Annotated in this window: 22 protein-coding genes; 11 read left to right on the forward strand and 11 right to left on the reverse strand. The window is 32.2% G+C overall.

Going from position 1 to position 23,762, the window contains the following annotated elements:
• Nucleotides 1–14 precede the first annotated feature (14 nt).
• From L1276_RS21960 to L1276_RS21970, 3 genes are all read right to left on the reverse strand, one after another.
• The gene (locus L1276_RS21960) at nt 15–4,028 is read right to left on the reverse strand and encodes a gliding motility-associated C-terminal domain-containing protein (protein WP_253791603.1); all 4,014 of its coding nucleotides are present in this window, start codon (nt 4,026–4,028) and stop codon (nt 15–17) included.
• 495 nt (nt 4,029–4,523) lie between these two features.
• A complete protein-coding gene (locus tag L1276_RS21965; protein WP_253791605.1) occupies nt 4,524–5,585 on the reverse strand; it encodes an AraC family transcriptional regulator in 1,062 nt (353 codons plus the stop codon).
• A 17-nt stretch (nt 5,586–5,602) separates the two neighbouring features.
• Nucleotides 5,603–6,661: an AraC family transcriptional regulator gene (locus tag L1276_RS21970; protein WP_253791607.1), complete on the reverse strand. Its 1,059-nt coding sequence runs from the start codon at nt 6,659–6,661 to the stop codon at nt 5,603–5,605.
• A 200-nt stretch (nt 6,662–6,861) separates the two neighbouring features.
• Between L1276_RS21970 and L1276_RS21975 the strand changes: the two genes are divergently transcribed.
• Nucleotides 6,862–8,019, forward strand: a complete 1,158-nt coding sequence (locus tag L1276_RS21975) for a 5-(carboxyamino)imidazole ribonucleotide synthase (protein WP_253791609.1) — start codon at nt 6,862–6,864, stop codon at nt 8,017–8,019.
• Nucleotides 8,020–8,138: 119 nt separating this feature from the next.
• On the forward strand, nt 8,139–8,624 hold the full coding sequence (gene purE / locus L1276_RS21980) for a 5-(carboxyamino)imidazole ribonucleotide mutase (RefSeq protein ID WP_012022518.1): 486 nt from the start codon (nt 8,139–8,141) through the stop codon (nt 8,622–8,624).
• 157 nt (nt 8,625–8,781) lie between these two features.
• Here the strand turns inward: purE and L1276_RS21985 are convergent, their stop codons facing one another.
• Nucleotides 8,782–9,453, reverse strand: a complete 672-nt coding sequence (locus L1276_RS21985) for a hypothetical protein (RefSeq protein WP_253791611.1) — start codon at nt 9,451–9,453, stop codon at nt 8,782–8,784.
• Between the two features lie 217 nt (nt 9,454–9,670).
• Between L1276_RS21985 and L1276_RS21990 the strand changes: the two genes are divergently transcribed.
• Both L1276_RS21990 and L1276_RS21995 read left to right on the forward strand, forming a co-directional pair.
• Nucleotides 9,671–11,698, forward strand: coding sequence for a M3 family metallopeptidase (locus L1276_RS21990; protein ID WP_253791613.1), 2,028 nt, complete (start codon nt 9,671–9,673; stop codon nt 11,696–11,698).
• Nucleotides 11,699–11,832: 134 nt separating this feature from the next.
• Nucleotides 11,833–12,492 carry an ElyC/SanA/YdcF family protein gene (locus L1276_RS21995; protein ID WP_253791615.1) on the forward strand — a complete coding sequence of 220 codons (660 nt, stop codon included), beginning with the start codon at nt 11,833–11,835 and terminating at the stop codon, nt 12,490–12,492.
• A 100-nt stretch (nt 12,493–12,592) separates the two neighbouring features.
• Here the strand turns inward: L1276_RS21995 and L1276_RS22000 are convergent, their stop codons facing one another.
• Nucleotides 12,593–13,855, reverse strand: coding sequence for a sodium:proton antiporter (locus tag L1276_RS22000; protein ID WP_253791617.1), 1,263 nt, complete (start codon nt 13,853–13,855; stop codon nt 12,593–12,595).
• A 244-nt stretch (nt 13,856–14,099) separates the two neighbouring features.
• On the opposite strand from L1276_RS22000, the gene L1276_RS22005 reads away from it, so the two are divergent.
• Nucleotides 14,100–15,509, forward strand: a complete 1,410-nt coding sequence (locus tag L1276_RS22005; protein ID WP_253791619.1) for a hypothetical protein — start codon at nt 14,100–14,102, stop codon at nt 15,507–15,509.
• Nucleotides 15,510–15,537: 28 nt separating this feature from the next.
• Here the strand turns inward: L1276_RS22005 and L1276_RS22010 are convergent, their stop codons facing one another.
• The 6 genes from L1276_RS22010 to L1276_RS22035 all read right to left on the reverse strand — a co-directional run bounded on the left by L1276_RS22010 (nt 15,538) and on the right by L1276_RS22035 (nt 20,045).
• On the reverse strand, nt 15,538–16,029 hold the full coding sequence (locus L1276_RS22010; protein ID WP_253791621.1) for a hypothetical protein: 492 nt from the start codon (nt 16,027–16,029) through the stop codon (nt 15,538–15,540).
• A 2-nt stretch (nt 16,030–16,031) separates the two neighbouring features.
• Entirely contained in the window at nt 16,032–17,018 is a 987-nt protein-coding gene (locus L1276_RS22015) for a hypothetical protein (RefSeq protein ID WP_253791623.1), read from the reverse strand.
• Between the two features lie 572 nt (nt 17,019–17,590).
• Complete coding sequence (locus L1276_RS22020; protein ID WP_253791625.1) at nt 17,591–18,004, reverse strand: DUF1842 domain-containing protein; 414 nt, start codon at nt 18,002–18,004, stop codon at nt 17,591–17,593.
• Nucleotides 18,005–18,377: 373 nt separating this feature from the next.
• The gene (locus L1276_RS22025) at nt 18,378–18,869 is read right to left on the reverse strand and encodes an AidA/PixA family protein (protein ID WP_253791627.1); all 492 of its coding nucleotides are present in this window, start codon (nt 18,867–18,869) and stop codon (nt 18,378–18,380) included.
• A gap of 58 nt (nt 18,870–18,927) precedes the next feature.
• Nucleotides 18,928–19,443: an inclusion body family protein gene (locus tag L1276_RS22030; RefSeq protein WP_253791629.1), complete on the reverse strand. Its 516-nt coding sequence runs from the start codon at nt 19,441–19,443 to the stop codon at nt 18,928–18,930.
• Between the two features lie 86 nt (nt 19,444–19,529).
• Nucleotides 19,530–20,045: an inclusion body family protein gene (locus tag L1276_RS22035; protein WP_253791631.1), complete on the reverse strand. Its 516-nt coding sequence runs from the start codon at nt 20,043–20,045 to the stop codon at nt 19,530–19,532.
• A 316-nt stretch (nt 20,046–20,361) separates the two neighbouring features.
• Here L1276_RS22035 and L1276_RS22040 point away from each other — a divergent pair, with 316 nt between their 5' ends.
• The 6 genes from L1276_RS22040 to L1276_RS22065 all read left to right on the forward strand — a co-directional run bounded on the left by L1276_RS22040 (nt 20,362) and on the right by L1276_RS22065 (nt 23,625).
• Complete coding sequence (locus L1276_RS22040; RefSeq protein WP_073486775.1) at nt 20,362–20,865, forward strand: GbsR/MarR family transcriptional regulator; 504 nt, start codon at nt 20,362–20,364, stop codon at nt 20,863–20,865.
• A 56-nt stretch (nt 20,866–20,921) separates the two neighbouring features.
• Nucleotides 20,922–21,269 (forward strand): hypothetical protein, encoded by a 348-nt coding sequence (locus L1276_RS22045; protein ID WP_253791634.1) that lies wholly within the window; start codon nt 20,922–20,924, stop codon nt 21,267–21,269.
• Nucleotides 21,266–22,003 carry a YqjF family protein gene (locus L1276_RS22050; RefSeq protein ID WP_253791636.1) on the forward strand — a complete coding sequence of 246 codons (738 nt, stop codon included), beginning with the start codon at nt 21,266–21,268 and terminating at the stop codon, nt 22,001–22,003. The genes L1276_RS22045 and L1276_RS22050 overlap by 4 nt, the downstream gene beginning before the upstream one ends.
• Before the next feature lie 20 nt (nt 22,004–22,023).
• Entirely contained in the window at nt 22,024–22,383 is a 360-nt protein-coding gene (locus tag L1276_RS22055) for a hypothetical protein (protein ID WP_253791637.1), read from the forward strand.
• A gap of 5 nt (nt 22,384–22,388) precedes the next feature.
• Nucleotides 22,389–22,775: a hypothetical protein gene (locus tag L1276_RS22060; protein WP_232680610.1), complete on the forward strand. Its 387-nt coding sequence runs from the start codon at nt 22,389–22,391 to the stop codon at nt 22,773–22,775.
• Nucleotides 22,776–22,842: 67 nt separating this feature from the next.
• Nucleotides 22,843–23,625 (forward strand): fatty acid desaturase, encoded by a 783-nt coding sequence (locus tag L1276_RS22065; protein WP_253791638.1) that lies wholly within the window; start codon nt 22,843–22,845, stop codon nt 23,623–23,625.
• The last annotated feature ends 137 nt before the right edge of the window (nt 23,626–23,762 follow it).

A 23,762-nucleotide genomic window follows, 5' to 3' on the forward strand; every position in this document is an offset into this window, starting at 1 on the left:
AAATTTTATTTTAATTACCTGTTAATGTAAATCCAGCCTTGCTTATCAATTGTTCCGTTTCCATCTAAATCTATTTGATAGAAATAAGAGCTCGCTGCAGGTAAAGTACTGGCATTTCCTTTCGCACGTCCATCCCAATCATTTTGGTAATTTCTGGCAGTAAATACCTCAGCTCCCCAACGGTTGAAAACACGAACTATAGAATTAGGATAATTTTCAATATTAGAAATAACCCAGGTATCATTAATACCATCACCGTTTGGAGTAAAAGCTTCGGAAATATTCATTTGATCTTTATCGCAGGCATCTCCAATTCCGTTATGATTGCGATCTTCCTGATATGGATTTGCCGTAATTGGGCAATTATCATTAACATCCAGAATTCCGTCATTGTCATCATCAGGGTCACAATTGTCTAAAACTCCGTCTTTATCATTATCTCCAAAGGTATTTCTAACCGTAACTGCAGCACTTACAGAAGAGGCATTACCATTTTTATCTGTAATTGTCAAAACAACCGTGTTAACTCCAACATTCGTACAATCAAAAGAGCTCTTACTAAGACTCATAGAAGCAATTCCGCAATTGTCAGAACTTCCGTTATTGATTTCGTTTGCTGTAATTGAAGCATTTCCGGCGTCGTCAAGATCAATTGTTATGTTTCGCGCTTGTGCCGTTGGAAGTACAACATCCTGAACGGTTACAATTGCAATTTCTGTTGCAATATTTCCGTTCACGTCAGTAACTTTAAGTGTTACTTCATTTTCACCAACGTTACTGCAGTTAAAAGTATTTGGAGAAACTGTTATTGCTGTAATTCCGCAATTATCTGAACTTCCGTTATCAATTTGAGCTGCAGTAATTGATGCCTTCCCTGAAGCATCAAGCTGAATTGTCAGATCCTGAGTTAATACAACAGGAGCAATTTTGTCCTGAACAGTAACTGTCGCTGTGCGAGAAGAAATATTTCCATGAATATCTGTTACTTTTAAAGTAACTGTATTCGCACCAACATTTGCACAAGTAAATGAAGTTTTATCTAATTCTATTTTGTCAATTCCACAATTATCAGATGAATTGTTGTTTACATCAGAAACCTGAATTACTGCATTTCCAGAAGCATCAAGTTGAGCTGTGAAATTTTTTGTAATTACAGTTGGCAGTATATTATCTATTACCGTTACAGTTTGAGTTACTGTTACAGCGGCATTTCCATTAGCATCGCTTACATTCCATGTGATTGTAGTAACCCCTGCAGGATAAACATCTGTTAGTAATTTTGCATCACTTCTTACTCCGCTTGGACTTCCAACTGTACAATTATCTGTTGCTGCTGCCGAAACTGTTACGTTTGCGCCACAAACTCCTGAATCTGTATTTACAGTTTGATCTCCGTTTGAAGCAATTACCGGAATTTCGTTATCTGTTACTGTTATAGTTTGAGTTACTGCTGTTGCAGCATTTCCATTAGCGTCGCTTACATTCCATGTGATTGTAGTAATTCCAACAGGGTAAACATCTGTCAGTAATTTTGCATCACTTCTCACTCCGCTTGGACTTCCAACTGTACAATTATCTGTTGCTGCTGCCGAAACTGTTACGCTTGCGCCACAAACTCCTGAATCTGTATTTACAGTTTTATTTCCGTTTGAAGCAATTACCGGAATTTCGTTATCTGCTACCGTTATAGTTTGAGTTACAGCCGTTGCAGCATTTCCATTAGCATCACTTACATTCCATGTGATTGTAGTAATTCCAACAGGATAAACATCTGTTAGTAATTTTGCATCACTTCTTACTCCGCTTGGACTTCCAACTGTACAATTATCTGTTGCTGCTGCCGAAACTGTTACGTTTGCGCCACAAACTCCTGAATCTGTATTTACAGTTTGATCTCCGTTTGAAGCAATTACCGGAATTTCGTTATCTGTTACCGTTATAGTTTGAGTTACTGCTGTTGCAGCATTTCCATTAGCGTCGCTTACATTCCAGGTTATTGTTGTATTTCCTACAGGGTAAACATCTGTTAGTAATTTTGCATCACTTCTTACTCCGCTTGGACTTCCAACTGTACAATTATCTGTTGCTGCTGCCGAAACTGTTACGTTTGCGCCACAAACTCCTGAATCTGTATTTACAGTTTGATCTCCGTTTGAGGTAATAACAGGAATTTGATTATCTGTTACTACAACATCAAATGATGAAGTTGAACTATTCCCGTTAACATCGGTAGCTCTAAATGTGTTTGTTGTTTTCCCTAAAGGAAAAACGCTTCCACTTGGCAAACCTGCAATTTGAACAACAACAGGATTACTATCGCAATTATCTGTAGCTGCTATAACACTGTCTTCTATTTCAAATTCAACAGTTAGAGTTTGAGAGATTCCAAAACACGTCGCTGTTCCTGCACCTCCCCAGTTGCTGTTACCGCTGCCAATACAAGGCCGAACGACATAATCACCAGAATTACAGTCGCAAACATTTCCAGATAAAGAAGCATTTAACTCAATACCGCTGCCGCATTGCCCTGTCACCCAAGTTCTGCTTCCATTAACTACAGAGACAAAAGTACCTGTACGGAGTCCATTTGCAATTTGTAAAATTTTTGCCGGATCATTTATCGAAACTCCAATAGGATCTGAAGATCCTTTTATAGTTAGTTTTTTATAGCTTAAAGTTGGAAGTAATTGAGACAAAAATCCATTCCAATTACCACAACTTGACGAGGCTTGACCTTGAGTAAAAGATTCTGAAAAAACTATTTTAGTTGTTTCAGGATAATTAACCACTGCACCACATGATCCAGAGTCAGTCGTTTTTGTGATATTAGCCAAAGGGCTGAAAACAGGAGCCGTATTATCTATGGGAACAATCGTAAAGGATACTGTCATTGCAACACTATTTCCATCAGTTACAGTTACATTATAAGTTCCTTTTGTAAGATTAGATGCAGTTGAAGTGCTGCTGACATTTGGAGACCAGCTATAAGTAAAAGGTGCAGTACCACCAGTTATTGCAACAGAAAGCTTTCCTGTTGAATCAGTATTACATACAACATCAGCAGTTTGTGAAATAGAAGCGGTAAATAAATTTGTTATAACAACAGATCCATTTCCTGAATTAGCACCTGCAAGATTAACTTGATTCGTGCCAGAATTATAAGAACCGCCGCCACCGCCGCCAGTCCATGGATTATTAGAACTGGTTCCACCGCCTGAGTATCCGCCGCCGCCGCCGCCGTTACCACCATAATACCAACCGCTGCCGCCGCCGCCAAATCCTCCATGATTACTATCACCTCCATTACCTCCTATGCCTCCATTCAAAAATGATAAGCCATTTCCGGAACCTTCACCATTAGTAAGCAAACCGCCGCCGCCGCCGGCACCTCCGCCATTGGAACTACCGCCATTACCGTTAATGCCGCCAGCAACGTCATTATTTCCACTTGCTGTACCATTTGTTGTTATTACTGCGTTTAAACCATTTAATTGGCCGGCACCACATGACCCTACATTGGTGGTCGCGCCGCCGCCGCCTCCGGCAACAACTAAAGGACTATTTGCGCTATTTACAACAAATGAGCCGCCACCGCCGCCACCATCGCGGTTATTTGATAAACCGGTTTGACCAACAATAATTTTTATTACCTGACCCGCAGTTAAGGAAAAATTACCAGACATTTTGGCTCCTAATCCGCCAGTTTGTACACAATTAATATTCACATCCCCCCCTTGAGCACCTAAAGCTTCAATTTTATAAATACCCGTTACAGGCACGGTCCACTCTTGAATACCCTGAGTAGTAACTGTAACTGCCCCTGCAAGCGTTGTTGCAGTATATGCAGTTGTAACCTGTGCTTGCGTAGGTCCAGTTTTTCCTGATGCTCCAGCATTTGAAAATGTATAAACTGTTTGCGAAAAAGACACTAACGGAAATAGCAGTGCTAACATCGCAAGTATCATATATTTTTTTATTGACAAATTTTTCATAGAAATCTCTGACCAATAAGTTGTCTTTTTTTTCATTTAATTCTTTGGTTATTAATTAGTATTACATCATTGTAAACTATTGATAAACAGCAATACTTAATCCCTTCCAATTGTTAAAAACAATGGAATCTTTAGTTATCAAAAGATAAATTATGGACTAAAAGGAAAATTTAAAAACTGCCTAAAATAATAGTCTGCATTATTTAATATGCAAATTCGAAATACGGCGTTTTTTGAAAATTGCGAAAAACATTCGCGAAGTAAAGTAGTTTTGTCATCATATTGGCTGGTTTAAGATTACGAGCAAAATTATATCGAAATCTAAACGTCTAATAGCCCATTCGGACACATCGATAGTCCGAAACGACCAGCCTCGTTTCCCTAAAAATAATCGTCTATTAAAAACTAAAACAAAATACTAATAATCAATAAATTAAAACCTAAAAAAGTACAACTGCAATGTTAACTAAATCTTAAAATAAATTTAATTTTTACCTCAAATAATGGTAAAAAGAAAGAAATTTACATTGTTTATAACCTCATTTCTGAAGGCATTTTTCCAAAACGTTTTTTGAAATTTGCAGTAAACTTGCTAGAACTTCTATAACCTGTCGCCAAAGCAATGCTTTTGATCTGCATATCAGTATTCTGAATCATCTGCATGGCGAGAAGTAATTTTTTTTCTTTATGATATTGCATCATCGAAATGCCGTGAACAGATTTAAATGTCAATTTGAGTTTTGTTGGAGACATTCCAACTTTTGCAGCAATAAATTCTATTCCTAAAAATGAATTCGTAATCGTATCCAAAAGTAATTTTTCCGCTTTAGCAATTTTTCTGTAATCAGGAGTTTCAATTGGAGCATAATTTCCTTCCCGCTGATCCAGAAAAGCATTTTTAAAAAAAGTAGAAACCAGCTGAAATGTCTGTGTTTTTAAAATCGATTTGCTAAACAAATCTTTCTTATTTTCCTCTAAATTGATTAAAATTTCTCTAGATAATTCGACAGCATTTGGAACAATATTTTGATAAGTAATAAAACCGTTATCCGAATTAAGAAATTTTTTTATATGATTATCTTCCGATAAATTTTTGAAAGAAAAGTTACGTTCTGCCCATTCTTTATTAAAGGCATACAAATAAAATTCACATTCAGAACCTTTATAAAAGTATGCGCCAACGGGAGTTCCCGGTTTTTTAAATCCCCAATATTTACTCGAAAAAGGGGTTTTATCGGCAAAAGTATTCTGAAGTTTTACTTCACTGTCAAAAACCGAAAATGTAAGCGTATAATAATCACTTGGAAAATCTTCATCATAAATCGCTTTCAGCATTACATTTTTTTTGAACGTAATACTAGTTACAATAACCCAAAATCCTTCTTCAATTTCGCGATATCGCATTACTCCTTTTGAAAACGGATTATTTCTATAAACGGCCTGTTCTGCCTCAATATGTTGAACAGAAGGAGAATTGATAATACTTTTTACAATTACCTGAGGAGAATTAGACAAATAAGGCAGTTCAAAAAAACCATCCCTGTAAAAGTTAATATTCTCCTTTATGAATTTAATCCACTTTCCAATATTCATATAATGCTGACAAAATTTTAATTTTCTCTAAAAACCGATGGCAGTTCTCCAAATCTCTTTTTAAATGCGGCAGTAAATTTACTGGCACTTTCAAAACCAGTAATTACAGCGATAACCTGAATTTCTATTTCAGAATTTTGAAGCAGCTGTTTGGCAAGAAGCATATTTTTTTCTTTATGATATTGAAGCATCGAAAAACCAAAAACAGTTTTGAAATTGTTTTTTAATTTAGTTGCCGATGTATTAACCTCTTCTGCAATTTTTTCAATTCCTAAAAAATTCAAATGCAGATTGTGCAGAATCATCTTTTCGGCTTTAGCCACATTATAATAATCCAGATTGCTCAACGAAGTATTATCTTCTATACGGCTGTCTTCAAAAGAATTATTAAAAAATTCGGTGATTAATTTCATCGTATTTTTTCTCAATTTTTCTGTATTGAGTTCAATCTCATCTTCTGCCTCAAGAATTTTTGATAATTTGTTAGATATATTATGCGCTTTTGGAGCTATATCGAGCCAGGTATAAAATCCTTTTTGTGAATTAAAAAAACGCTCCAGAATTCCTTTTTTACAGAATTTATCAGATTTTATATTTCTTTCAACCCATTGTTTATTCATGGCAATGTTAAAAAACTTGCCTTTCGTTCCTTTATAAAAATAAGTAGCGACTTCGGTATCGGGTTTATAAAAAGTCCAGCAGGTACTTAGCAGGACTATATCTTCAGAATCTTTGACAGGAAATCGATATTCAAAAACCGAAAATGATAAAATATAATAGTCCTTTGTGTGGTCTTGCGTATAAACCGCTTTGGCCAGCATATTTTCTATTAATTCTAATTTTGTTTCCAAAATCCAAAAACCATCTTCTATCGTTCTATATCGCATAGTTCCATTCCAGAAAGCATTATCTGTAATAATAATCTGCTTTGAAGAGTCGTGCTTTATAATAGGAAGTTTGATCAGGCTGTCTAACATGACCTGAGGGGAATTTGATAAATAAGGTAATTCGAAAAAATCATCTTTCAGGAGAAAAAGAAATTTCTGAATATGTTTGGCCCAATTGTTTGTGGTCATGTACTTACAAAATCTGTAATAGTTGAAAATCAGGATCAAACCTAAGAAATTCAAGGTTATCAATCAAAATTTTAGAAACAGAATTTTAACATTTAACCTTTATTTTTTAATATTGAAAAAATCGCAAAAAATGGTAATTCAATTCACAATAAATTGGCATTTCTATTTTATCAAGTATCTTTGCAAAAACACAACACAAAATGAATTATTTTTCTTCTGATTTTAAATTAGGAATATTAGGCGGCGGACAATTGGGTAAAATGCTTTTGTCTGACACCAGAAAATTTGACATACAAACTTATGTTTTAGATCCAAGCGACGAAGCGCCTAGTAAAATTGCCTGCAATAAATTCTTCCAAGGCGATTTAATGGATTATGAAACGGTTTACAACTTCGGAAAACAAGTCGATGTTTTAACTTTTGAAATCGAATTGGTAAACCTTGAAGCTTTAACGAAATTAGAAAACGAAGGCGTAAAAGTATATCCGTCTCCTAAAACTTTAAAAGGAATTCAGAATAAAGGAACCCAAAAAGATTTTTATACCGAAAGTAATATTCCAACCGCAGCATATTTACGTTTTGAAAGTCCGACGCATTTGCAAAAATCAGTTGGAAATAATGAAATCACGATTCCGTTTGTTTGGAAATGCACCGAATTTGGTTACGACGGAAACGGCGTAAAGGTAATTCGCCAAATTTCTGACATGGACGATTTACCAAATGTAGAATGTATTGCAGAAACGATGGTTCCGTTCAAAAATGAATTGGCGGTAATCGTGGTAAGAAATCCATCTGGAGAAATTAAGACGTATCCGGTTGTAGAAATGGAATTTCATCCAGAAGCAAACCAAGTTGAATACGTAATCTGCCCAGCAAGAATCGATGAAAAAGTAGCCGAAAAAGCCAGAGCAATTGCATTAAACGTTTCAGAAAAATTCAATCACGTTGGACTTTTGGCTGTTGAAATGTTTCAAACCAACGAAGACGAGATTTTGGTAAACGAAGTTGCACCGCGTCCGCACAATTCTGGACATTATTCTATTGAAGCCAGTTATACTTCACAATTCGAAAATCATTTACGCGCTATTTTAGATCTTCCGTTAGGAAACACAGACAGTAAAGTTGCCGGAATTATGGTAAATTTAGTCGGTGCTGAAGGATTTTCCGGAGATGTAGTTTATCAAAACATAGAAACCATTTTAGGGTGGGATGGCGTTACGCCACATATTTACGGTAAAAAACAAACGCGTCCATTTAGAAAAATGGGACACGTGACAATCGTAAATGAAAACATGCAGGAAGCTAGGAGAATTGCACAAGAAGTTAAGAACACTATTAAAGTGATCAGTGTTCAGTAATTTTTAGTGTTCAGTCACAGTTTATAACTTAAAACAAAATAAACAGTTTTCAGTCTCGGTTTTCAGTCCCAACAAAACTTGAAACCTGAAACCTGAAACAAAAAAAACAAAAAAACACAATGAGCAAAGTAGCCATTATAATGGGAAGCATCTCAGACATGCCAGTTATGCAGGATGCAATCGATATATTAAAACAATTTAATGTAGAAGTTGAGGTAGATATCGTTTCGGCACACAGAACGCCGGAAAAATTATTCGATTTCAGTAAAAATGCACATACTCGCGGAATCTCGGTAATTATTGCCGGTGCGGGCGGTGCGGCACATTTACCTGGAATGGTGGCTTCAATGTCTCCGCTTCCAGTAATTGGAGTTCCTGTAAAATCAAGCAATTCAATTGATGGCTGGGATTCGGTATTATCGATTCTGCAAATGCCAGGCGGAGTTCCAGTTGCAACTGTAGCTTTAAACGGAGCAAAAAATGCAGGAATCTTAGCAGCACAAATCATCGGAAGCCACGATAAAAAAGTTTTGGACACAATTATTTCTTATAAAGAAGAATTAAAAGCGGCTGTAAATAAAGCCGCTGAAGGATTAAAAAAATAAGTTTCCCGATTCCTGCAAGGTTTTCAAAACCTTGTAGGTCTGATTATCGCAATCAAAATTAAATACTTCAAAAATACCTGCAAGGATTTCAAAACCTTGCAGGATAAAATTGCAAAGGCTTCCCTGTACGGAAGCCTTTTTTATTTATTTTTTTAAATTAAGTTACATCTTCCACTTCTTCCAAAACAGATTCAAATTCAGATTCGTTTATATCTTCTTTATTTATCCAATTTTCTGAAGTCACCAGATCGTAGTTTATATTGTCTTCAGTCTTCAATTCCCAAATAATACTTTCTGCTTCTGGAAATGGGATGTTTTGAGATATTTGATTTTCGAATAATCTTTTGATCAGATTTCTATCAGATAAACCATTATTCAATAATTTCAACACGTTTTCAGCTGTCAGTTTTTGTGCTTCTCCATCGGTTGGCGTCAGTGAAAAATGAACAATAGAAGCTTTTGCGTTTGGAAATTTTCCGTTATAGGCTTTAAAAAGCAATTGATTGACGTGAAATAAAGTGCCTTGCATGTGTATTTCCGGATATTCTTCGCAAACCTTATCAATTAACATATCGTTCGATATTTGATCTATTTGACCTTCGCTTAATTGATCTCCCAATTTATAGTGCAAAACTATTTGAGCCGCTTCATTGGGCTCATAATCTGAAATGGCCATTTCTAATAATTCCGGCAAACTACTTTTTTCAGCCGCTGCGCCATCGGGATAATTGAATTTTTCTAATAACGCAATAAAATCTTCGTCTGACCAATATCCTTCAATTTCATTAACCGTATCAATATTCTTTATTACAATTTGATAATTCATCATTTTTCTATTTTAATTATGATTCGCATTTTATAATGCAAATCTATTTTTTCAATTTACGCTTTTAAAAACGCCTAGACCAATAAATAACATATCTATAACACATTTTAAGAGGATTTTATGCTGAGAATCGGTTTTGTATAGATGATTAGGTTTTTATAAATTGCTATCTTTGAAATTCAAAAAATTGCCTTCTATTAATAAAAAATATAATATCATAATGAGTGTTTTACTTTCAAAATTTATAACCAAACATAATACCGCACCCTTTTCTCAAATTAAAATCGAAGATTATGTTCCTGCTTTCAACGAAGGAATTGCTTTGGCTAAAGCCGAAATTGATGCAATCGTAAATAATCCCGATGCACCGACTTTTGAAAACACTATTGTAGCGATGGATTTTTCGGGCGATATTTTAGATCGTCTTTCTAGTATTTTCTTCAATTTGAATTCGGCAGAAACGAATGACGAAATGCAGAAAATTGCTCAGGAAGTTTCGCCTTTACTTTCAGAATTTGGAAATGACATTCGTTTAAATGCTGATTTATTTGCAAAGGTAAAAGCGGTTTACGATCAAAAAGAAAGTTTAGGTTTAAATCCTGAACAAACGACTTTATTAGATAAAAAATACAAAAGCTTCTCCAGAAACGGAGCAAATTTGCCGGAAGACAAGAAAAACCAATTAAGAGAAATCGACAAAGAATTATCAAAATTGAGTTTGCAGTTTGGTGAAAATGTTTTGGCAGAAACCAATAATTTCGAATTGCATTTGACTGATGAAAAGGATTTATCCGGTTTGCCTGAAGGCACAATCGAAGCGGCAAGATTATTAGCCAAAAATCAGGAAAAAGAAGGCTGGATTTTCACTTTAGATCATCCAAGTTATGTTCCGTTTTTGACTTATGCTGACAATCGTGAATTGCGTAAAAAAATGGCGATTGCGTTCGGCGCAAAAGCATTTCAAAATAACGAATTTGACAATCAGGAAAATGTTTTAAAAATTGCTAAACTGCGTTTTGAAAGAGCTAATTTATTAGGCTACAAAACGCATGCACATTTTGTTCTGGAAGAAAGAATGGCAGAAAGTCCAGAGAAAGTTTTTTCTTTTTTAAATGATTTATTGGCAAAAGCAAAACCGGCTGCTCAAAAAGAGTTTGCAGAATTAACTGCTTTCGCGAAAGAACTAGACGGAATCGAAAAATTAGAAAAATGGGATGGCGCTTATTATTCTGAAAAATTAAAACAACAGCTTTTTAATTTAGACGATGAAAAGCTGAAACCTTATTTTCAATTAGAAAAAGTATTAGATGGCGCTTTTACAGTTGCCAAAAAATTATACGGTTTAACTTTTACCGAGGTTTTTGATATTGATAAATACCACGAAGAAGTTACGACTTATGAAGTTCGTGATACTGATAATAATTTGGTTTCGATTTTCTACGCTGATTTTTTCCCAAGAAAAGGAAAAAGAAACGGTGCATGGATGACTTCATTCAAATCGCAATATGTAAAAGACGGTGTAAACGAAAGACCGCACATTTCGAACGTTTGTAATTTTACAAAACCAACAGAAACAAAACCTTCGTTATTGACTTTTAATGAAGTTACGACTTTATTTCACGAATTCGGACACGGTTTACACGGAATGTTAGCCGATACGGTTTATCCAAGTTTATCAGGAACTTCTGTTTACTGGGATTTTGTGGAATTACCAAGTCAGATTATGGAAAACTGGTGTTACGAACCAGAAGCTTTGGCTTTATTCGCGAATCATTACGAAACGGGAGAAATTATTCCGATTGAATATGTACAGAAAATTAAAGAAAGTGCAAGTTTTCAGGAAGGTTTGGCAACATTGCGTCAGTTGAGTTTTGGATTGTTAGACATGGCTTGGCATGGACAAGATCCAACTTCTATTACCGATTTAAAAACTTTTGAAACTGAACAATTTGCCAACACACAATTATATCCAGACGTAAAAGAAAATGCAATGAGTACGGCTTTCTCTCATATTTTTCAAGGCGGCTATTCTTCTGGATATTACAGTTATAAATGGGCTGAAGTTCTAGATGCTGATGCTTTTGAATTTTTCCAAGAAAAAGGAATTTTCAACGAAGAAGTAGCGAAGAAATTCAAAGACAATGTTCTTTCTAAAGGAGGAACAGAACATCCTATGACTTTGTACAAACGTTTTAGAGGTCAAGAACCAAAACCGGAAGCTTTGTTGAAAAGAGCGGGATTACTTTAGACTTTTAGACTTCTTAGACTATTAGATATTTTGAAACCGAGGTAGAAATACATCGGTTTTTTTATTTGATTTTACTTAGAAGGAAATTTAGTTATCTTCGCATTTTTTAAATCTTAATCTTACAAAAAAATATCGTGAAAAAATATTTTAAAATAGCCCTTTATCTTGCAATTATAGGATTGATTGCTGTCGTTTCAGTAAATTACTATGTAAAATCTTCTACTAAGAAATACATTCATTATTCGATAAAAAAGTTCCCAAAAAATGATGTTGGAATTATTTTTGGTGCGGGAATCAACGGCAATCAGCCAAGTAAATATTTAAAAGATCGTCTGGACGCCGGAATTATGCTTTGGAAAGCAAAACGCATCAATAAGATTTTACTTTCTGGAGATAACGGCCGCGAAGAATATGATGAATTAACGGTAATGAAAAATTACTGCTTCAATCACGGCGTTGACACAACCAAAATATTTATTGATTATGCAGGCTTTGATACGTATTCAACCATGTATCGCGCAAAACATATTTTTAAGATTAAAAAAGCAACTTTAATTTCTCAGGAATATCATTTAAATCGTGCTATTTATATCGGACAAAAACTCGGAATTAAATCTGCAGGTTATTCTGCAAATAAAGGAGAATATTTAGGATATAATTATGTTTGCTTTAGAGAATATGGTTCGGTTTTCAAATCTTTTTTTGATGTTTTGAGAAATCGGGAACCTCGTTTTTTAGGTAGAGAAATTAATATTAATGGAGAATCTAATTATTCGAAAGAAGATAAACGATAAATAAAAGCCCGAAACATTTCTGTTTTGGGCTTTTATTTAAAAAATTAATGACAAAGAATAGAAATCTTACATCTTTAATCTTGTTTCTACTTCTAAATCTTTACTCTTTCTCTAAAACTCTCTTAGCCAATTTTCCAACAGTAAGTCCCTGTACTACAATTGAAAATAAAACTACTATATAAGTTACTTCAAGTAAAAGGTTTTTATATTCTCCTTCAGGCATAGAAAGTACTAAAGCAATAGAAACTCCGCCACGAATTCCGCCCCAAACCAAAACCATCAAGGAACCTTTGTTATAAGCAGATCGGATTCCGAAAAACTTGAATATATCGAAGAATTTCCAAGGCAGAACTATAGAAGTTAATCTTGAAAAAAGCACTATAAAAATAGTAACAAAACCTGTAACCAATTGTTTATTTAAATCGGGCAGCAACAATAGTTCAAAACCTATAAATAAGAATAAAATAGCATTTAAGATTTCATCAATAAGTTCCCAAAATTTACCTAAATAATCCTGGGTTACTTCACTCATCGCAACTTTTTTTCCGTAGTTTCCAATTATCAATCCGGCAACAACCATCGCCAGCGGACTAGAAACGTGTAAACTTTGAGCGATCAAGAATCCTCCCATTACAATAGAAAGCGTGATTAAAACTGAGACTTTATAATCGTCAATTTTCTTCATGACTTTTGATGCTGTAAATCCTAGAAAAGCTCCTAATAAAAGTCCGCCGATTCCTTCTTTTGCAAATAACCATGCAATAGAACTAAAACTCATATCAAATGTTGGATCGGTTGCCATTTTTAATACAACGGCAAACATTACTACCGCTACTCCATCATTAAACAAAGATTCACCCACAATTTTAGTTTCGATTCTTTTAGGAACTTTCGCTTCCTTTAAAACACCCAAAACAACAATTGGATCGGTTGGAGAAATTAAGGTTCCAAAAACCAAACAAAATATATAAGGGATTTTTATTCCTAAAAGTGGTGCTATATAAAAAAGCAAACCAGAAATGATTAGAGCAGACAATACTACACTTACTGTAGAATAAATCATAATGGGAACTTTTTGTTCTTTAAGATCAGACATGTTTACGTGTAAAGCGCCGGCGAACAAAAGAAAGTTCAACATTGCTCCCATTAGGATTTCATTGAAGTCAAATTCTTTTATTAAATCAAAAAAATGTTTTGTAGTTGCAGGAAAATAAGAATCTCCCAAAAGGCGAATCCCAACAGAAACGAGCATCGCAATAATCATGATTCCGATAGTTCCCGGAAGTTTTAAAAATCTTAAATTTAAATAGGCGAAGAAAGATGCCAATACAATAAGTATTGAAAAGGTGTAGTATAATTCCATAAATGTGATTTTTACAAAAATATCTTTCTCATTATTTAATCAAAAATTTCAGGGCTTGAATTAACATAAATTTATAATTCGTTAAACCGGCTTTAAAACTATTGTGGAGAACTAATTTTAATCAAATTATACTAATAATCAATTTGTTGAGTAAGATGTTTTAAATTATTAAAATTTTTCTTACCACACTTGTATATTTATTTATATTTGTTTCTTGAATATTTCACTTTCAATAAACCTTTATATGACCGAATTTTTCTCGACATCCCAAAAAAAAGCTTTAAACTTCATTTGGATATTATGTTTGTTAATTACTTTCTTTTACTGCAGTAATTATTTTATATCCTTTTATGGACCAGAAACCAATACTTACGACTATATATATAAAATACAAGGATGGTTATTGCATAGTTTAATTTTTGGCTGGTATTTCTATAGAAATAGTCTTGTAAAAAAAGCCGTTATAATTCAATTGCTTTTTATTCCTTATTATATTTTAAGAAAAGATCTATATCTAACTCTTGATTACTATTTAGACATCGACAATAGTTCTTATATTGATACTTTTGTACGTTTTTTTACTTTTACTATTCCAATAGTTTATTTTGCGATTTCATATTTCAAAAATGAAGTAAATTCAAAACCTCTTTCAAAACTTAAAGTATTTCTGCCCTATCTCTCTTTAGTGATTGTTATGTCTTTTATAATTGAAAGTGATGTTGATCAATTTTTCAGTTTCTTTACTTTTATTGGAGATTCTCCTTACATTCAAGATCTTATTGTTTGTTTTATATTTTTATTAATTGGTATAAAAACGGCATTGGTTCTGGCTGCCTTTTTTTATATTTCAAACCGAATTTATTCCCTAAAAAAAATCCTCAATCCTATAGAGGAGCATTCTATTTCAAGCAATTTTTTTAAATGGGGATTTGTAATCAGCTACACTATTTTATTAATGTCTATTGTAGATTTAGGAAGCAATTCTTTTAGGATCTCAATGTTTGCATTTAATGATATTGAGTTTAGCCAAGTTTTATTTTACTTCTCAAGTTTCTTTGTCCTTTTAGTAAGCGGGCGTTTTTTAGGAAACTTAATTCAATTTAGAAATTATTCACTCAAAAAATATCTTGGTGTAATCAATTCACTTTCTGTTCTGCCTGTGTTTAATCTTATTCCATTTTTGGTTTTGATAATCTCTAAAAAAAATCCAGATACAATTGAACATTACATAACTAAGCTAAAAACAAAAAGAAACATTCACTTGATCATTTACAGTATTTTTATTGTCTTACTTATTTGTTATAACTATTTTTCTAAAGAAACATCACTTAGAAATTCTAATGATTTTTATCAAATACCAATACAGATCATTACAATTATTTTATTATCCCGATTTAAGTTTACAACTAAAATAATTCCTTTTGCGCTAGTTGGTTTTACTTTCTATGAAGATATCAAGGAAATTCTTGATTTTACAAAAGGTTATTTATTTTTCATCGAGGATAAAATTTTCTCTTTCCTTTGGTTAGCAGTAATTTCTATAATTCTGATTTATTATCTTTTCTATTATATCCTCCACAAATCATTTTATACAGAGTATTTTCAATATAAAAATGAGTTGGAATTTGAAGAGCATATCAAACAATTTCAATAAAAAATGGCCGTCAATTGACAGCCATTTTTTATTTCTTTCTAATTATAATACTAGTACTGCTATTGTTTTTTTCAAAAAAATCCATTTCCGGTATATACAATTTAAAATCAAAATTATAATTTCCGTCCTTAGGAACTGTAAAAAAAGAGTTGTTCTTAATTTCAAATTCCCAATTCTTGACATATTCAATCGAATCTTTTTCAGTAGAAGAGCTATGAACAATTTCTTCAATTTTAGTTTTTGAATTTATCTCATGTTTCCCATTTGATACATAAGTACTATCATACTTAACGACCTTTCCGTCTAAACTAATACTGTATCTAATTTTATATTTTGCAAATGATGAATCTTTTCGTGTTGCAACTTTGTTCCAAAACGTAATTTTATCCCCTTTCTTTAAATTTATATCATTGATTGATGAAATTCCATTTTCAATTAACGGCGTCTCACCTACACTTTCTCCAATTGGATTACAGGAAGCTAAGACAAAAAGTAACAGAACCGTAATATTTTTTTTCATAATTATTTTTTATTGGATAAATCTAAAGTGTTGTTTTTTGAATAATAATTAAACATTTTCACATAAAAGTCTGTCGATTTTTCGTTTAGATCGTTATTACTTTTTAATATAAAAGATTTATTATTTTTATTGATTATCGAAAATACCATAAATTCTTTCGCATAATCTTCTCCATTATAGTATTGGCTGATGATTTCCACTAAATTTGAATTTTCTTTGGGAATTAATGTGCATTTTTTATCTGTATAGAGCAATTTACTTGCCCACTTTGCATTTTGTTGGGCCTCATGAGGCTTACCTTCTGCAAGATTATTTAAATATTGATAAAACTGAGCTTCTTTATCTTGGTTTATTCTATATAATTTAATCATTGAATAATCATCAAATGCAGGTTCTGAAGACTCTCCAATACTTAAAAAAACATCTATTTCTTTTTTAAAGTTATTAAAAAAGTACTTCATCAAATTTATTTCAATTTTAGGCCTGTTTTCTATATAATCTTTCCATGTAAATTCTTTTTCCGTCAAATTATTACTTAAAAGATTTTTAGCATTTCTTAAGAAATAAAAAGCCAGATCCAGTTTTTCTTCTTTATTAAACTTTTTTGTCCAACTTACACTTCCGGTATAAATAAGATAGCTTTTTGTTTTTAAATCATAATCAAAATGTACAGTTGTAAAAGTATCATCGTCACTAAAAACGAGACTATTTTTATCTTGATAATAAATGGTTTCAATTCGATAATCTTTTTTTAAATCATTAATATTAAGCAAATTTGAACCTTGATTCTTTATAACCATGATTTCTTCTTCACCTATATTATTTTTAATAAATAAAGAGTTGAAAATCTGGACTAAATCATAATTATCAATTGACGCTAAATCTATCTTGCCAATTTTTGAATCCTTATCAATATATTCCTTCTCTATTGTTTGGGTTTGAAAATAATAATTTCCAGGAAGACTTAATTTTATGTCATCCGAAACCAAAACACTTTCTAAATTGGCATTTGTTTTTAAGATTCTTTGTATTTCTTGAGACGAAATTTCAAGTTTCTTTTCTATTTGAAAATTACCTTCCTTTTCTTTTTCTACACGTTTGCAGCCAATAGCTAATACTAATAAAATTAAATATGCAATTTTATATTTTTCTAATTTAAACCTGAACCTGTTTTTCATAAATTATATTCATTCAAATGCAAATATATAAATTCAAATATTTAACAAACCATTTACTATAAAATAAAGTTTCTTTTTTTAGAAATAGTTTTAAATGTAATTGATGAGAGGTAATACACAAGACCGCTATATTTTTAAAGGTGAATTAATAAAGCGGCTTTTCTGCCAGAACTCGTTTTTTATCGAAAAAAAGCACCTGTCTGTATACTCAAAAACAAGCCGGATAAGGTTTTGTTTTCATTTTTTTTTGAGATTATTTTGGTAAATAAAAAAGGGTCGTCTAGACAAGACGGCCCTTTAAATCAAAACTGTAACCAAATCAGGAGCTCTATTAAATTCCTAATTGTTTCGTTTTTGGAGAGGTTAAAAATTTGAGCTCTTTTTTAAGCCAGCTCTGCTTGTAAATTTTTTGCAGCTTTAACAGGTACATTTTCAATATTATGCTGGTAGTATGAAAATCCTCCAGTTCCATTCCAAGAATTATCAATTGCTAAATGAGCGCTAAAATCTGCTAAAAAAGCACCAAATCCAGGAGGAGGAACAGAATGAACATATTCACCTTGTAAACTAACAACCTGTGTAAATTCTCCTATTCCGGTTGAGTATATCTTTCCTTTTACATGAACTACAATATGGCCGTCCGGACCTGGCACAGCCTGAGTAATTACTACTATACCATTCACAGAATGTTGCGATGGTACAACTACTAAACTAAATGTTGCGATTGGAGCACCTGGTGTTCCAACATTTCCGATTGTTCCTTTTGCTAAATAAGCACCTGCTAATAAATCTGACATAACTTTTCGATTTAGGTTTTCCTACTCGTATGGCTTTTCGGTACCGCCTCGTTTTTTCTAGTGGGTTCTGCTCCACTTATTTGATTCGTTTTTGTTATTTAATTGTTTTTTTTAACCAACATTTTAAATAACATTTTTGGGTTTATTTCTATATCAAAACTATATCAGATAAGTAGACATAATAGAAAAAATGCTGCGAAGTGTCATTTCTTTGACATGAATGAAGTAAAAAATGACATAAGAAATTTACCCCCGTAGAAATACCTGTTTGGTATAAAAACTAAAATAAAGTGCACAGAAAAATTAAAATAAAACAATAAAAAAAGCACGATTATCAAACCATGCCTTGTTTAAAACTTAATAAAAATCTATATCATTCTATTTCCAGGATAAATCGAAATTCAAAATATCCCAGAGATGTAAAATCATAACTAAAAACACCAAAATAAATTCCATATTCCTCTACACCTATTCCTGTCACTAAAATTTTATTAACCAAAAACATTCTGGTTTCTATCGTAGTTTCGAGCGGGTCAAAACTTATTGGAACGATAGTATCTATTTCAGAAGCTGACACTAAAAATTTATCCAAAATTTCATTCTCTCCGTGATGCTTCAGATCATACAATAGTACAGGACTATCAAAATTGGCACTTTCAGAAATGACATGAAAGCTTATTTCATCAACAACATCCTTCTTTACTTTTATTTTATTCTCTCCTAATTCAAAAAAACCATCAGATTCTCCTGCTTTAACTACACACAAAAATTTATTAGAAACCATAGTGGGATTTTTTGGATCCGTACTAGGGTTGGAATATTCTTCTAATAAAAGTGAGGTTTCAATTATGACATGAATTTGCATATTCTTTAATTTTTAATTAAATAAGAATTGACTTTTTTGTGTTTATTTTAAATAAACATTAAAAAGCCATTACAGTAGGTTTCCAGCTGAAATAGCCAAAAAGACTTAAACTTGAATCATATAATGCAAATTGCAAACCGTAATTTTGTTCTCCTTTTGCATTAACGGTATTTTGGGCGAACCAAAAATTTTGTGTTGACTGAACCGCATTTAACGGATTAAACACCTCAGGAACAATAATATCAGCATCTGGAAAATCTTCTAATTGAAAATTCGGATTTTGAAAAAGATCATTATCTTTCAAATTGAATAATTGATAAACTATTACCGGATTATCAAAATTATTATATTCAGAAGTTGCGTAAAACCGAACTACATCACCTTGCTTAGCCTTGATTCTAAGATTTCCGGTACCCTGCCCACTAAGTCCTGTATTGTCTGAGGCTACCATGAACTGATAACTATTTCCAATACCAGTTGGATTATTTTGATCTTTACTCGGGTTTTTATAATCATCCATTACCCTGCATGTGTCAATTATAATATTGACATTTATAACTTTATTTTTTGACATGATTTGATTTGTATTAATGATAAAACTCTTATTGTGCCCCTTTAAAGCAAAAGAGGTTCAACTAAAAGCTGAACCTCTTTATAAAATTATTTAGCAGTAATTGCTGGATCCCAGCTAAAGTAACCGTAAAGATTTAAATCTGAATCATACAAAGCAAATTGTAAGCCGTAATTTTCAGTTCCTTTTGCATTTACTGTATTTTGAGCAAACCAAAAATTTTGAGTTGAAGGTCCCGTTGATAACGGATTAAATGATTTTGGAACAATAATATCTACTCCAGGAAAATTCTGCAGCTCAAAGTTTGGGTTTTGAAATACATCAGATCCTCCAAACTTGAACAATTTGTATAATATTATCGGATTGTCATAATTGTTGTATTCAGAAGTTGCATAAAAACGAACTACATCTCCCTGATTAGCCTGAATACTTAAATCACCTGTACCCTGACCACTTAGATTAGCTGTATCCGAAACTACCATAAACTGATAGTTGTGACCAATACCCGTAGGATTGTTTTGATCTTTACTTGGTGATTTAAAATCATTCATTAAACGACTAGAGTCAATAATGATATTTACGTTTATAATCTTATTTCTTGACATGATAAATTTGTTTTTGGGTTTCCTTACTCATAAGGCTTTTCAGGTTCCGCCTCGTTTTTTAAAGTGGGTTCTGCTCCACATAGTAATCAAATTGAAAATAGATTTGGACCGGTTTATTTTATTTTCTCCATCAAAATTAATTTAGAAGCATTCCTTCAATCAAAAAAATGTCATGAAACATAAAATATTAGTAATGAAATACTTAAAACCACAACATAAAAATATTCTTACACTATGGGTTGACCAGTTAAAAGCGTCGTCAAATAAACTTTCAATTATTTTTGAAAGTTTAAAAACTTTTACCTACATTTGATCCATGGAATTCAAAGAAGCAAAAAATAAGTTTGTACAAACCTGGGGAGCATTAGGTTCTCAATGGGGAATTAATAAAACGATGGCGCAAATCCACGCTTTATTAATGATCTCAAACGAAGCTGTTTCTATGGAAGACATAATGGAGGAATTGCAGATTTCTCGCGGAAATGCAAGCATGAACCTGAGAGGATTAATGGATTGGGGAATTGTATATAAAGAATTTAAAGCCGGCGAGAGAAGAGAATTTTTTACTGCCGAAAAAGATTTAGATGAATTAGCAGCAAAAATCTCCAGAGAAAGAAGCAAAAGAGAAATTAAACCTGCCCTTAAAATCTTAAAAGAAGTTTCGACAATTGAAGCAAAAGATTCTGCAGAAGAAAAACACTTTGTAGATCAAACTTCCAAATTATACGATTTCGTTTTAAAAGCAGATAATATGCTGGACAAAGTGACTGAATTCAATGAAAACTGGTTAGGGAAATTGGTTATCAAAATGATGAAGTAAAAAAATTTAATTAAAACTTTCATTTTTTTCTGAAAGTTTAAAAACAATAAATAGTTATGAAAACAATAAATTACCTTAATTACTTTTTTGTTGGAACGCCAATTCTATTAATCGCATTCGGAATAGCAGTTGATGAAAGCAGCGGAAATATTTTAGGAAGCGGATTTCTGTTTTTAATATTGACTGGTTTATTTCAACTGATTTTCGGAATAAAAATGATTATAGATGAACCTGATGATAAAAATCTTCAATATTATTTAAAAGGAGTCTGTCTCTTTTTTGCACTTTGGCTGATTAATGGATTCATTTTAAATTCTCAGATTCTCTACTTTATCCTATTTGTAATTCCAATTATATTGGCAATGTTCTTTTCTACAATAACCTATAACAAAGCTCACACATGAATTTTTTAAAAGCAGAATGGAAAAACTTAGCACTCTTCAATTATGAAGTTGATGCCGTCATTTTAGAAAAATATCTTCCAGCAGGAACTCAGATTGATATTTGGAACAACAAATGTTATGTAAGCTTAGTGGGTTTTATGTTTAAAAACACCAAAGTTTTAGGATTAAAAGTTCCTTTTCATATCAATTTTGAAGAAGTCAATCTAAGATTTTATGTAAAACGATTTGAAAACGGTGAATGGAAACGCGGAGTAGTTTTCATTAAAGAAATTGTTCCCAAAAAAGCCATCACTTTTATTGCTAATACTTTGTATCAGGAACATTATGAAACTCAAAAAATGAAACATGAAATCAATGAAAATAAGGACACCAATACTTTTATTTATCAATGGAAGAATGGCAAAAAATGGAATACAATGGAGTTAGAAACCAAAAATGTATTAACTGCAATTGAAGTTAATTCTGAAGCGGACTTTATTACAGAACATTATTTTGGTTATACAAAAATCGATGAAGATTTAACTTTTGAATATGAAGTTACACATCCAAGATGGGAACAATATGAAGTTTTAAATCATCGAATTGATATTGATTTCGAAAAGAATTATGGAAGTGATTTCGCATTTCTTCAAACTCAAAAACCAATATCCGTTTACTTAGCTAAAGGTTCAAAAATTACAGTTAAAAACAAAAGAAAACTCCAGACAATTCCAGTTCTGGAAGAAATGTATTAAACCTTATAAACCGGGAAATTATGAATCTCAATATAATTGGGTATTTTATTTACCTCTGCATAACCATTTTCATCATTCTAAAAGTTGGAAAAATCTGCTACAAAAACGGAAATATTTATGTGGCAGATCTGATCCCGGATCACACTGACATCTGCCAAAAAATTAATCAGGTTTTGCTTTTAGCTTATTACCTTTTAAACATTGGTTATTGCGCTATGACTTTAATTTCCTGGCAGAAAATTATTTCATCAACACAATTGATTGAAACGATCTGTATAAAAACAGCTGTCATAATTTTTATTATTTCAATCCTGCATTACCTCAACATTTTAATTATAACTAAATACATTCAAAAACTAATTCATAACAACAAAAACTAAATAGTATGGAAACTACAAAAATCTTAATCGGTTATAGCATTTATTTACCAGTTGCTTTATTTTTAACTTATTACGTTTCTAAAACGCTTTTTAAAAATGGAAAAATATTTATGCTTGACATCTTTAAAGGCAGAGAAGAAATTGCAGAAGCAACCAACAGACTTTTTGAAACCGGATTTTATCTTTTAAACATTGGTTTTGCCTTAATGATTTTAGAAATGCAATTATATAGAGACAGTTATCAGGAATTAATTGAAAATTTAAGTTATAAAATTGGCGGGTTTTCTATTTATCTTGGTATTATGTTATTCTTCAATTTGTATTTCTTTTTTAGAGGAAAACGAAAAGCTAAAGAAGCTCAAAGAGAAGAAAGATTGGTATTTAAAGCATAATTTGATCCAGAAACCCGACAGGTTTTAAAAACCTGTCGGGTTTAAAGAAAACCTTAAATCATAAATAATGACACATCAGGAAATACTCAAAAAAGTGCAATGGAAAGATTTGAAAACACTTAGCTTTAAAGAAATGCTAATTGAAAACAACTTGACAATTCCGTGGTTTCTAATTTCTATGACACTTGCTTATTTTGGCTATTATTTAGCAGCGATTCCTTTTTCAGCTTTTTTCTTTCTAGCCGGATTAAGACAAGTGCATAATGGTTTTCATAATTCATTGGGAACAAATAAATTCTTAACCTGGTTTACACTTTATTCAAACAGTATTTTATTGATGGTTTCTATTCATGCCGTTAAATTCAATCATATTCGACACCATAAATATTGTTTGTCTGATGAAGATTACGAAGGAAAATCAGCAAAAATGACTTGGTACGGCGCTATTCTTTATGGACCAGTTCACATGTTCTTGATTCATAAAGTAACATTGCAGAAAGGAAATAAAAATTATGTCAAAAATGTAATCTTAGAACTTTTTTCTATTGCAGTAGTAACTTTTATAATTTTCTATTTTCAGATTCATTTCCTGATCTATCACATTATAATAATGGTCTTCGCCGAATTTTTAATGGCTTTCTTTGCGGTTTGGACAGTGCATCATGATACAGAAGATTCTCCGGAATTTGCAAGAACACAGCGAGAAGGCTGGAAAAACAAAATTACTTTCAGTATGTTTTATCATTTAGAACATCATTTATTTCCTGCAGTTCCAACAATTAAATTACCAGAACTCGCAAGAAGAATTGATAATGTATTTCCGGATATTGAAAAAAAGAATACTTTTTAATATAGTTTGCCACTAATTGCACGAATTTTCACGAATTAATATTCAACAAAAAAATTAGTGGAAATTCGTGCAATTCGTGGCAAAAAACACAACGATGAAAAAAAATTAGTGATAATTCGTGTAATTCGTGGCAAAAA

The sequence above is a fragment of the Flavobacterium sp. HSC-32F16 genome (assembly GCF_024171645.1).
GTDB lineage: Bacteria > Bacteroidota > Bacteroidia > Flavobacteriales > Flavobacteriaceae > Flavobacterium.

Excerpts from the sequence above, each read along its gene's own strand:
- L1276_RS22055 (WP_253791637.1), top strand. The coding sequence starts at position 22,024 with ATGAATCTCAATATAATTGGGTATTTTATTTACCTCTGCATAACCATT.
- L1276_RS22010 (WP_253791621.1), bottom strand. The coding sequence starts at position 16,029 with ATGAAAAAAAATATTACGGTTCTGTTACTTTTTGTCTTAGCTTCCTGT.
- L1276_RS22060 (WP_232680610.1), top strand. The coding sequence starts at position 22,389 with ATGGAAACTACAAAAATCTTAATCGGTTATAGCATTTATTTACCAGTT.
- L1276_RS21965 (WP_253791605.1), bottom strand. The coding sequence starts at position 5,585 with ATGAATATTGGAAAGTGGATTAAATTCATAAAGGAGAATATTAACTTT.
- L1276_RS21975 (WP_253791609.1), top strand. The coding sequence starts at position 6,862 with ATGAATTATTTTTCTTCTGATTTTAAATTAGGAATATTAGGCGGCGGA.
- L1276_RS22000 (WP_253791617.1), bottom strand. The coding sequence starts at position 13,855 with ATGGAATTATACTACACCTTTTCAATACTTATTGTATTGGCATCTTTC.
- L1276_RS21960 (WP_253791603.1), bottom strand. The coding sequence starts at position 4,028 with ATGAAAAAAAAGACAACTTATTGGTCAGAGATTTCTATGAAAAATTTG.
- L1276_RS21985 (WP_253791611.1), bottom strand. The coding sequence starts at position 9,453 with ATGATGAATTATCAAATTGTAATAAAGAATATTGATACGGTTAATGAA.
- L1276_RS22025 (WP_253791627.1), bottom strand. The coding sequence starts at position 18,869 with ATGCAAATTCATGTCATAATTGAAACCTCACTTTTATTAGAAGAATAT.
- L1276_RS22035 (WP_253791631.1), bottom strand. The coding sequence starts at position 20,045 with ATGTCAAGAAATAAGATTATAAACGTAAATATCATTATTGACTCTAGT.
- L1276_RS22005 (WP_253791619.1), top strand. The coding sequence starts at position 14,100 with ATGACCGAATTTTTCTCGACATCCCAAAAAAAAGCTTTAAACTTCATT.
- L1276_RS22045 (WP_253791634.1), top strand. The coding sequence starts at position 20,922 with ATGAAAACAATAAATTACCTTAATTACTTTTTTGTTGGAACGCCAATT.
- L1276_RS22065 (WP_253791638.1), top strand. The coding sequence starts at position 22,843 with ATGACACATCAGGAAATACTCAAAAAAGTGCAATGGAAAGATTTGAAA.
- L1276_RS22020 (WP_253791625.1), bottom strand. The coding sequence starts at position 18,004 with ATGTCAGATTTATTAGCAGGTGCTTATTTAGCAAAAGGAACAATCGGA.
- purE (WP_012022518.1), top strand. The coding sequence starts at position 8,139 with ATGAGCAAAGTAGCCATTATAATGGGAAGCATCTCAGACATGCCAGTT.
- L1276_RS21990 (WP_253791613.1), top strand. The coding sequence starts at position 9,671 with ATGAGTGTTTTACTTTCAAAATTTATAACCAAACATAATACCGCACCC.
- L1276_RS21970 (WP_253791607.1), bottom strand. The coding sequence starts at position 6,661 with ATGACCACAAACAATTGGGCCAAACATATTCAGAAATTTCTTTTTCTC.
- L1276_RS22030 (WP_253791629.1), bottom strand. The coding sequence starts at position 19,443 with ATGTCAAAAAATAAAGTTATAAATGTCAATATTATAATTGACACATGC.
- L1276_RS22050 (WP_253791636.1), top strand. The coding sequence starts at position 21,266 with ATGAATTTTTTAAAAGCAGAATGGAAAAACTTAGCACTCTTCAATTAT.
- L1276_RS22040 (WP_073486775.1), top strand. The coding sequence starts at position 20,362 with ATGGAATTCAAAGAAGCAAAAAATAAGTTTGTACAAACCTGGGGAGCA.